Annotated in this window: 6 protein-coding genes and 1 pseudogene; all 7 read right to left on the reverse strand. The window is 75.9% G+C overall.

Annotation, left to right across the window (positions count from 1 at the left end; genetic code table 11):
• Positions 1 to 1,479 (reverse strand): annotated as a pseudogene (locus ACFXAM_RS35120) (hypothetical protein); the annotation flags it as partial.
• On the reverse strand, positions 1,476 to 2,543 hold the full coding sequence (locus tag ACFXAM_RS35125; protein WP_380297556.1) for an ATP-binding protein: 1,068 nt from the start codon (positions 2,541 to 2,543) through the stop codon (positions 1,476 to 1,478). The pseudogene ACFXAM_RS35120 and the gene ACFXAM_RS35125, both read right to left, overlap by 4 nt.
• Complete coding sequence (locus ACFXAM_RS35130) at positions 2,540 to 5,260, reverse strand: hypothetical protein (protein ID WP_380297558.1); 2,721 nt, start codon at positions 5,258 to 5,260, stop codon at positions 2,540 to 2,542. Before ACFXAM_RS35130 ends, ACFXAM_RS35125 begins: the two co-directional genes overlap by 4 nt.
• Positions 5,261 to 5,282: 22 nt before the next feature.
• On the reverse strand, positions 5,283 to 6,863 hold the full coding sequence (locus ACFXAM_RS35135) for an Hsp70 family protein (protein WP_380297559.1): 1,581 nt from the start codon (positions 6,861 to 6,863) through the stop codon (positions 5,283 to 5,285).
• A 48-nt stretch (positions 6,864 to 6,911) separates the two neighbouring features.
• Positions 6,912 to 7,472: a nucleotide exchange factor GrpE gene (locus tag ACFXAM_RS35140; protein ID WP_380297561.1), complete on the reverse strand. Its 561-nt coding sequence runs from the start codon at positions 7,470 to 7,472 to the stop codon at positions 6,912 to 6,914.
• A gap of 147 nt (positions 7,473 to 7,619) precedes the next feature.
• Positions 7,620 to 8,060 carry a DUF4240 domain-containing protein gene (locus ACFXAM_RS35145; RefSeq protein WP_380297563.1) on the reverse strand — a complete coding sequence of 147 codons (441 nt, stop codon included), beginning with the start codon at positions 8,058 to 8,060 and terminating at the stop codon, positions 7,620 to 7,622.
• Positions 8,061 to 8,105: 45 nt separating this feature from the next.
• The coding region (locus tag ACFXAM_RS35150) for a polymorphic toxin-type HINT domain-containing protein (protein WP_380297565.1) at positions 8,106 to 10,298 on the reverse strand (2,193 nt) is incomplete at its 5' end.

Below are 10,298 nucleotides of genomic sequence, written 5' to 3' on the forward strand. Positions count from 1 at the left end.
CACCCCGGCCGTCCAGAGCAGCAACTCGCCCAGGGCGGGGCCGGCCTGCGGCCCCGCCCCGTCGGCCAGGAAACGGAGCCGGGCGCCGGCCCGGTCCAGCACCCGTACGAGGTTCCCCGCCCCGGCCTCCTCCAGCCACCGGCGCACGGCCTCCTCACCGCCCCCGGAACCGCCGTCGGGACCGGGACCGGCCGGGGTGGCGCGCAGCGCGGCGGTCCGGGTGAGCACCACGGCGATCCGCCGCGGCCGGCGCCACCGGGGAAGGGCGCCGACGGTCCGCAGCAGCCGCTCGGCGGCCGGGACGGACCCGGGCGCGGACGACGCGGCCCCGCCGGGCAGCGCCCGCCGCACCGACGGCAGCGTCAGCGCGTCGAGGACCAGCACCAGGCCGTGCGCGCGGCGCAGACCGTCCAGCGCGTCGAGTCCGGACTGCTCCTCGAACACCGGGCCCGGCGGATCCAGCAGCACCAGCGCCCGCCGACCGCCGCGCAGCCCCGAGAGCTCCGCCACCGCCGCGCCCGGCGGCGCGCCGCCGACCCGCCCGCCCAGCGCTCCGACGACCCCGGCCAGATGCGCGAACCCGCCGCGCACGACGGTGCTGCGCCCCGAACCGGCCGCGCCCGCGACCAGCACCACCCGCGCCGGCGAGCCGCCCGGCGGCACCGGCCGGGAGCAGTGCGGGCAGCGGGCCTCCAGCCGCCACCCGCCGAACAGCGTGCCGGCGGGCAGCCCGGCCCCGCAGCGGCAGGTGCGGCGCAGGCCGCCGTAGCGGTCGGGGGCGAGCCGCCGGTGCACCGCGCCGCACCCGGGACAGAGCCGGAGCGGCAGCTCCACCGCCCGGCCGCAGGACGGATGCGGGCAGACCGGGGCGGCGCCGGTCAGCCGGCGGCCGAGGCGGTCGGCCGCCCGGCAGGCCGTCCACCAGAGCCGGAAGACCGCCAGCAGTGCCGCCCGGACCAGCAGCTGGCAGAGCAGGGCGGGCAGCGCGAGGAGCGCCGACACCAGGACGGCCACGCCGACGCTGCAGCCCCTGAGGGCGCAGAACAGCCCGCCGAGACAGCGGGTGACGAGCAGTTCGGTACGCCGCCAGGGCCGGCCCTCGGGCGGCGGCGGCCCGGGGTCCCACCGGAAGGCGGCCCGGAACTGGTCCGCGTAGGCCCGCCGCAGGTCGTGCGAGACCGAGCGCAGCGCCAGGGCGCCGGCCCGGTGCAGATAGGGCTCCCGGGCGGTGCCGTCGCCGGTGGCGGCGGGCGCGGGCGCACCGGCGCCGAACGCGCGCCGCACGGCTTGCGCATGGCGCAGCACCAGGCGGGGCAGGGCGACCAGCAGGCAGTGCAGCGCGACACCGGCGACCGCGAGCAGGAAGGCGAACCAGAGCAGCACCGGGAGCAGCAGGAGGCCGAAGAGGATGCTGCCCCACGCCTCGGCCGTCGGGCCCCGACGGCGCGCCCGGCCGGCCCCGCCGCGCCCCGGCCTCACGCCCGCCCCGCCCTCGTCGCGCGCGGCAGGAAGCCGAAGCGGTGCAGCAGCCACAGCAGCGGGTCCTCGACCCGGTGCGGGCGCGGGCCACCCGGCGGCGTCGCGCCGGGGCGCGGCGGGGCGCCGAGCGCGGAGAACGCGAAGAGCTGGTGCTCGGCCCGGCCCTCGCGCAGCCGCCGGACCGCCGCGTCGCCCTGCCAGAGCTCCAGCAGCGCCCGCAGCTCGGTGTCCACGATCGCGCGGTCCACCGGATCGAAGCCCGGCCGGGGCCGGCGACGGCGGTGCAGCGGGGAGTACGGCGGCAGCAGCGGGGCCGGCAGGTCGAACTTGGCCAGCCCGACCGCGACCGGGACGCCGATCCGGCCGCCGGCGTCCCGGGGCAGCGCGTCGATCGCCCGGTCCAGGGCCTCCGCCGACCGCGTGCCGCGGCCGGGGCGGCCGAGCCCGGTGCCGGGCAGGTCGCGGGGATCGAGCAGCAGCACCGCCGCGTCCGCCGCCGCCAGGGCCGGCCGGGCGTCGGCGTCGGCGGGGGTGTCCAGCAGGACCAGCGTCAGCGACCGTTCCCGCCGGCCGTGCCCGCGGCTCAGCCGGTGGACCAGCGGCCGGAAGCCCTCGCCGGGGGCGTGCGGGGAGAGCGCGCGCTCCTCCTCGTAGAGCGGGCGCTCGTAGTGCCGCCGCAGCCCCGTCTCGGTCCGGTCGTCGCCGGGCAGCAGCGCCACGCCCAGCTCCGCCCCGAGGCCGTGCCGCAGCTCGTGCAGCAGCACGGCGAGGAAGGTGCTCCTGCCGCTGCCCGGCGGCCCCACCACCGCGACGATCCGCCCCGGCTCCCCGGGCCGCCCCTCGGGCAGCCGCTCCCCGCACCGCCGGCAGTGGCGGCGCGCGGTCGTCCGCCCGCAGCCGTCGCAGACGGCGGCGGAGGGCGTGCGCGGACCGGCGGCGGGCCGGCGGTCACCGGCGCACGGATCCGGCCCGGCGACGCAGCGGTAGACGATCTCCGCGCGGCCGACCCGCCGCGGACAGGACGGGCAGATCAGCACGGCCCCGGGCCGGCCGAGGGCGCTCACGCCCGCCCCCCACCGGCCCGCAGGCGGTGGACCGGCGGATCGACGAGGACGACCTCCTCGTCGGCCGCGAAGCAGCGCAGCCAGCGGACCCGGCCGCCCCGGGGCAGCCGGGCGGTGAGCACGGCGGGCCGGCCGGGGCCGATCCGCACCGGGCCGGCCTCGGCGAGCGTCGTGCCGTCCCCGGCGGCGAGCGGCCAGGCCGGCCCGGTCGAACCGACCAGCAGCAGACCCGGCACCAGCACCTCGGTGGCGCACCGGAAGACCGCCCGCACCGAGCGCCGGCCCGGCAGCCCCCGGCGGGTGAGCGTGTAGGGGACCTCGATCCGGGCCGGCAGGACCAGCCGCACCGGTGCGCCGAACGCCGGCAGGCCGTCCGCCCGGCCGACCGGGCGCAGCTCGATCTCGACGGCCGCTCCGTGCGGAGCGGGGATCCGGACGCCGTCGCGGTGGACGTAGCCGAGGCGGGTGACGGTCCGCCGCCGGGGCGCGCCCCCGGCGACCTGCCAGCGCACCTCGGCCTCGCCGGGCCCGTCCGGCGGCCAGTCGAAGGTGACCACCGCCTCGCCCGCGTCCCGGGCCACCGTCGCGTTCGCCGGCTCCGGGACGGCCACCACCGGCCGGCTCGCCCCGATCGCGGCGCGCTCGCCGGCGACCGTGACCACGGCGACCACGGCGCCGCGCCGCGGGGGCCGGAACCGCAGACCGCCGGCGACCGGCCGGGCCGTCAGCCGGGTGCCCCGGGCGGCGAGCTCGGCCGGGCGCAGCAGCCGGCCCACCGGCCACGGGGGCCGGGCGTCGAAGGCGTAGAGGCGCACCTCGCCGTGCGCGGGCTGCGCCCCGGTCGCGAAGCGGGCCTCGAACAGCCCGGGCTCCTCCGCGGAGGGCTCCACGGTGAGGTCGGTCACCGGCTCCGGCGGCGCCAGCGGGACGGCGCTGAGCCACCGGCCGCCGGTGGCCGTCGTCCGGCCGTCGTCCTCCCGGTAGAGCACCTGGATCCGGTAGGCGTGGACGCGGCCGTTGGGCCGGCCCCGGTCGGTGAAGCCGTCCGCGCGGGCGGGCACCGGGGCGGCAGGCTCCTCGGGAGCGTCCGGGTCATGCGGGTCGTCCGGGTCGTCCGGGTCGTCCCGGGCGTCCGGGTCGGTGCGACGGGTGACGCGCACGGCCTCCGCGCCCGCCGGGAGCCGCCAACTGCCGCTCACCACACCGTCGTCCGCCTCCAGCCTGGCCTCCCCGACCTCCGGCCGGTGACGCACCGGGCCGCAGACGACGAGCGGGGAGTACAGCCCGTCCGGCGAGGCGGAGCGCCGCACCACGACCCCGTAGTGGACGGGCACGTTCACCGGCGCCCCCTCGTCCACCAGCGAGGTCGCGCCGGGAGCGGGCGGCGTCAGGAGCGTGCCGTCGGCCACCGACCGCGGGGCCCGGCCGGCCCGGCGCACCACCAGGTACTCCGGCCGCCCGGCCGTCGAGGGGCTCGGCCGCCACTCCACCAGCACGCCCGTGCGGTCCGGCGTCGCGCTCACCCGGGGCACCGGACGGACCGGCAGCGAGCGGCGCACCTCGTCGAGCCGGGGAAGGTCCCGGACCAGCGTCTCGGCCCGGTCGAGCAGCGACCAGGCCTCGTCCGGATCGGCGGTCCGGCGCCCGGAGGCGAGGTCGCCGAGCCGCCGCGCCTCGGCCAGCGCGGCGCGGACGTGCGCGGCCGGCGCCACGGCCTCCGGCGGGAGCGACTGCGCGGGGAGCCGGTCGAGCACCGCCGCCGCCTCGGCCAGCATCCCGTCCGCGACCAGGGCGCGCAGCCGCGCGGTGACCGGATCGGGGTCCGGCTCCTCCAGGACCGCCAGGACCAGCCGCCGGGCCTCGGGCGCGGCGACCGAGAGCCCCCGCTCGGCGTGCCCCAGCAGGGTCCCCGCACCGGCCCGGGCGGCCCGCCGGGCCCGCAGCGGCTCGGCCAGCTCGTACAGCAGGACCGCCCGCAACCCCTCCGGACCGCGATCACCGAGCACCTTGCGCGCCGCGGCGGCCACGGCCTGCGCCGCGGTGTGCGCGGCGCCGTGCGGCTGCCGGCCCCAGCGCAACGCGGCCGCCTCCAGCTCGGGTTCGCCCGGCGCCGGGCCGGTGAACGGGCGCACCGGACCGGCGACGCGCTCCCCGGGACCGCCGGCGGCCAGGAAGTCGGCGAGGTGGCGCAGCCGCAGGACGGCCAGCTGCCGGGCGCAGCGCGCGTAGGCCGGGTGCGGCAGGTCGCGGGGGAGCGGGTCCGGGTCCGCGACGGTCACCGACAGCGCCGTCAGGGCCTCGTCGAGCCGTGCGCGGTCCGCCCGGTGGACGGCGCCGACGCCCGCCAGCGTGGCGGGCGTGACCAGGCCGAGCCCGCCGGCGGCCTCGCGCAGGGCGGCACGCAGATCGTCGCGCGCGGCCGCGGCGGCCCGGCCCTGCTCGGCGACCGCCGCCCGCAGCGGGCCGAGGTCGCCGCCCCGCGCCGCCTCGAAGAGGCCCTGGTGCAGCAGGTGGCCGGCCTCCAGCTCCTCGATCACCGGGAGGTACCTGAGCCGGGTGCGGTGGCGCCGCCAGCAGGCGCGGGCCTGCCGCACCGACTCCTCGACCCCGGGGGCGGTGAACTCCGCCGGGAGCTGGTAGCGGTGCCGCAGGTCCTCGTCCACCGGAAGACCCCGGTCGAGCACCTCGCGCAGGTAGCGCGCCTCGTCGAAGGCCATCTCGGACGGTGCCCCGCCGCCGTCAGACGATCTGCTCGCGGCTCAGCACGATCCTGGCCTCGTCCACGGCCGCCGCGTCCATCCCGCCGATCTGCACGGACAGTTCGAGGCGCCGGCCCGTCTCGCGCTCGGTGGCGACCACCTCCAGCAGCCCCGAGGAACCGAGCGAGAACTCGCAGGCGAACGGCCAGCGGGCGGGCTTGCCCGGGGGGATGTCCAGATTGCCCTCGGCGACCACCGTGTTGTGGTCGAGCTGCTCGGACTCCACCGCGCCGGCCTGCTCCATCACCTGGATCCGCACCACGCGCTGGCCCTCGCGGACGGTGAAGAAGTCCTGGCTCACCGCCGCCGGGAGGGTGTCGTTCGCGTGGACGAGGTGAGTGACGTACTCGCGGTCGGTCTCGACGTCCAGCACCCGGATGCCGTAGCCGCGCGCGGCCACCGTGGCGACCTGGTAGGCCTGCCGGGTGATCCGGCCGGCGTCGGGCACGTCCGGGGCCTCGGAGGCGGGCAGTTCGCCGCTCTTGACGATGTACAGGGCCCGGTCCAGGGCGTACAGCGCGGCGCCGCGCGCGACCGTCAGGTCCGGGTTGTGCAGCCGGGGTTCGAAGCCGAACTCCTCGCGCAGCCGCTGCGCCACGGCGGGCATCTTGGTGGACCCGCCGACCAGCAGCACCTCGTCGAAGCGCTCGACCCCGCGCCGGCGGGCCAGGGCCAGCGTGCGCCGGGTGATCTCGACCGTGCGGTCGAGCAGGTCGCGGGTCAGCTCCTCCAGCAGGTCGCGGGTCAGCTCGACCTCGGCGACCAGGCCCTGGTGCATCACGCGGACGGTGTAGCGCTCGCGGAACGACAGCGCCCGCTTCGCGTCCTCGGCGTCCCGGCGCAGCTGGGTCTCCGAGTGCTGGTCCGCCAACGGGTCGTCCGCCTCGGGGAACCGCGTGCGGAACGCCTCGACCAGGTGCATCACGACGCGGTCGTCGAAGTCGGTCCCGCCGAGCTCCTTGGCCCCGTCGGTGCACACCACCGTCAGGTCGGTGCCGCGCAGGGTGAGCACGGTGGTGTCGAAGGTGCCGCCGCCCAGGTCGTAGACGAGCACCGCGCGGTCGCGCCCGGTGTCGCCGTCGGTGTCGAGCACCCCGTAGTCGAGCGCGGCGGCGATCGGCTCGGCGACCACGTCCAGCACCCGCAGCCCGGCGATCTCCCCGGCCTTGCGGGTGGCGTCGCGCTCCGCGAGCCCGAAGTACGCGGGCACGGTGATCACCACGTCCCGCACCTCCGCCCCGCCGCTGACGCGCGCGTCGTCCGCGAGCTTGCGCAGGATCCGGGCCGACACCTCCTCGGGCGTGAACGGGCGCCCGTGGAACTCGCGCAGCACCGGCTCGCCCATGTCCCGCTTGATCAGCCGCACCACCCGCTCCGGGTCCAGCACGGCCGCGTCCTTGGCGCTCTGGCCGACGACGGTGCTGTCCGCGCTCTCGAAGTACACGACGGAGGGGGTGGTGTCGGAACCCTCCAGGTTCCGCAGCACGGTGGGCCGGCCCACGTCGTCGACGCAGGCGACGCAGGAGTAGGTGGTGCCGAGATCGATGCCGAAGACAGCCATGCGGACCCTTCCCCGAGGAGTCGCCGAAACAGTGGTCAGGAACGGTGGTCAGGAACGGTGGGCGGCCGCGCCGGGGTCCCAACGGGCCACCAGCACCTCGGCCTTGCGCACCACCCGGTCACCGGCCGCGAAGCCCGCCGAGACGACGCCGGTGACCGTGCGGTCGTCCTCGGACGTGCGGGCGGCCTCCCGCCCCACCGGCCGGTGCCGGGCCGGATCGTAGGGCTCGCCCACCCGCGCCGTGTAGCGCTCGACGCCGGTGCCGGCCAGCGCGTCCGCCGCCTCGTCCGCGAACGCCCGCAACAGCGCGGCCGACTCCTCGACCGTGAGCGGTGCTTCGAGTGAGGCGGCCTGCCTCAGGAGCTGGTCGTGCAGCCGGATCAACGGGTGGCGGACCAGGTCGAGCGCCCGCTCCACCTCCCCGCGCCGCAAGTCCTCCAGCTCCGCGTGCAGCCGGGCGATCACCGTCTCCCGCCGCTGCGCCAGCTCCTGTTCCCGGGCCAGCGCGGCGGTGAACTCCCGTGCCAGCCCCGCGATCTCCCCACCGGTACCGGCGTCCCCCGCCTCGTCGCCCGCCTCGTCCACCGCGACCCCCGATCCCCGCGCCAAGTCCCGTCATCGTAGCGGTCCTCGCCCGTCCGCGACCGGTCGACGGCGAACGTCCGGCCGCCGGCCCCGTACAGGACTGCGGGCCTCCCCGGTGGATCCGGGGAGGCCCGCAGTCGGCTCACGGCTCAGGAGTGCGTCTGCCCTCCGTCACCAGGCCGCGGTGTTCGAGCCGGTTTCGTAGTCGACCGGGGAGTCGTGTTCCCAGACGTCCCCGGTGACCTCCTCATAGGCGTCCTCGATGACGTTGAGGACGTCCTGGCCGCACCAGTCCCAGGCCGTGGCGAAGGCCGAGGGGTCCTTGAGGACCTCGTGGTAGACCTTCGACCCGGAGACGACCACCGCGCAGCGTGCGAACAGGAAGTCGTCGTCGCCCTGCCCGTCGGCCTCGTAGGCGCCCGAGAAGCTGTAGCCGGCCTCGCTGAGGTCCCGCCGGTCGAGGTCGAAGAGGACCTCGCTCAGCCGGTCGTGGAACGAGGTGATCTCGTCCCCCGGGAGGGATTCCAGTTTCTCCTCGATCTCGGTGACCGTCTCGTGCATCTCAGGGCCGACGGAGGAATCGATGATCCTCCAGAACTCCGAGCGATCCATGTCCTGCGACTTCCTTCCTCCGAGCGCCGCCGTTTCCGGCGCCGCTCAATGGTCCACGGGGTTGCCGGGGGCCCGGCGGCCGAACCGCTTGGTGTGCTTCCTGATCTTCGCGGTCTCGACCTTCTTGGCCGCCCCCACGGTGCCGAATCTACGCAACACCTTGGATTCGTATTTCTCGTACCCTGCTTTCTTGTTCAGCTTCCGGACCTGCTTCTCCGCGCGCTTGGACTTTCCGTCGAGCCGGAGTCCGTGCCGCTTCGATCCGGTGCCGGTGCCGTACTTGTGAAGGATGTTAGTCCCCTTCACATAGATCTTGTACAAGTGGCTGCCGCAGGAGCAGTTCAGGTTATTGGCGTTCAATCCGCAGGCGGAGTTGTGCACCAGGACGTCGTGGCCCGTCCCGTCGAGAATGGTGTAGGTGTGGGTGTTCCCGACGTTCAGGTTGTAGACGAGCTGGTCCGCCACCTCCCCCAGGTCCACCACGGAGCCGACCACCGGGGTGCTGCCGTCGGGCGACCGCAGGTGGTCGCCCGGCTGCAGGTCGGCGGCGTCGACCCAGCCGTCCTCCTCCGTCCAGAACGGGTGGCTCGCGGTGGCCTCGATGCCCGGGGCGTCGTCGTCCCCTTCCGTGCGCACCTCGACCATGTGCTTCGTGGCGTACCCCACGATGACGGCGAGCACGGGCTGGGGTTCGGTCTTGCCGGTCTTCGGGTCGGTGGCCGACACGTAGTCGCCGACCTCGATCTCGTCGATCGGCAGGTAGCTGCCGTCGCCCATGAGGACCGGCGTGTCGGGTGCGAAGGAGTTGCAGCCGCTTCGGCGGAAGACGTTCCTGGCCGTGGACGCGACCTTCTGGACACGTGCCGCCGCCCGGCTCGTCCGGACCGCCGTCGCGGCGGCCTTCACGACGGGGCCGGCGCCGACGCTCGCGGCGACCGCCGTCACCGCCATCTCGGCGGCCTTCGCCCAGTTGCCGGTGGCCGCGTAGGACACCGAGGAGACGGCAGCCGCGACGGCGCCGATCGGGCCGGGGATGTAGGACGCCACCTCGGCGACCTTGGCGACCACCGTCACCGTCTTCTTCAGCCACTTGGGCATGCCCCAGTTGCCGTCGAGGTCGGTGCAGTTGACCGGGTCGCCGGTGCAGTAGTCGTACGGGCTGGCGTTGCCGCCGGGCACCGGGTCGATCTGCAGGAAGCGGCCGAGCGCGGGGCTGTAGAGGCGGGCACCCATGAGGATGTCGCCGTCCTGGGCCTCGGCGGAGCGCTGCTTGCCGCCGAGCCAGCCGTAGCGGACGGTTTCCTGGCCGTCCTGGGGGATGCCGAACTCGTCGAAGTCCAGCACGACCGGCTTGGTCAGCGCGGTGTCGGTGGTGATGACGACCGAGCCGAACAGGTTGGTCAACTGGAGCTGGACGTCACCGGTCTTGCTGGTGGTGGCCACCAGATCGGAGTCCGGGCCCGAGACGTTGCGGGTCAGGGTGCCCTGGGTGGTGTCCTCGATCGTCCAGCGGACCTCGTCGGAGTCGTCGCCGTAGTGGTTCAGCTTCGAGGTGGCGTTGGCCCAGGAGCCGTCCGCCTGCTTCTTCGAGGTGGTGAACGCGGTCAGGCGGTGGGCGGCGTCCAGTGCCCACTCCTGCTTGGTGTCCCCCTTCTCCTGGGCCGCGACCTTGTCGTTCGCCCAGTAGGTGTTGGTCGCGCCGGTCGCGGTCTGCACCGTGCGCCCGAAGGCGTCATAGGTGAAGCCCGCGTCGGTGAGGCGGTCGGCGCTGTCGTAGCTGTGGTTCTCCGCCGTCGCCCCGCCGGTGCTGCACTCGCCGGCCGCGCCCTTGGGGGACGTCTGCTTGGACAGGCGGTTGGAGTGGGTGTCGAAGGCGTACTGGCGGGTGACGCAGCCGGTGGTGACGGTGGACTGCTCGGCCTTCACGAGCCGGCCGAGCCGGTCGTACTGGTAGGTGCGGGTGGCGGTGGAGCTGGTGTCCTTGGCCACCTGGCCCTGGGTGGAGATGTCGGTGGTCTGGGCCCAGATCACCTTGTTGTCGCTGGTGCGGGTGTAGGTGCGGCCGGTCTCCTCGCCGACCGCGTTGGTGGTGTCCTTGCGGACGATGCCGCCGGGGTAGGTCTGCTCGACCAGCTGACCGTCGGGACCGTACTTCGCGGTGAACTCACCGGCGACGCTGTCGTTGACGGAGGTGACCAGTCCGCGCGGCTCCTTGGCCCGGTCGTAGGTGTACGTGGT

The organism is Kitasatospora sp. NPDC059462 (assembly GCF_042749955.1).
Lineage (GTDB): Bacteria > Actinomycetota > Actinomycetes > Streptomycetales > Streptomycetaceae > Kitasatospora.

Bases quoted from the DNA above. Each gene is read 5' to 3' on its own strand.
- ACFXAM_RS35130 (WP_380297558.1), bottom strand. From the start codon at position 5,260: ATGGCCTTCGACGAGGCGCGCTACCTGCGCGAGGTGCTCGACCGGGGT.
- ACFXAM_RS35135 (WP_380297559.1), bottom strand. From the start codon at position 6,863: ATGGCTGTCTTCGGCATCGATCTCGGCACCACCTACTCCTGCGTCGCC.
- ACFXAM_RS35145 (WP_380297563.1), bottom strand. From the start codon at position 8,060: ATGGATCGCTCGGAGTTCTGGAGGATCATCGATTCCTCCGTCGGCCCT.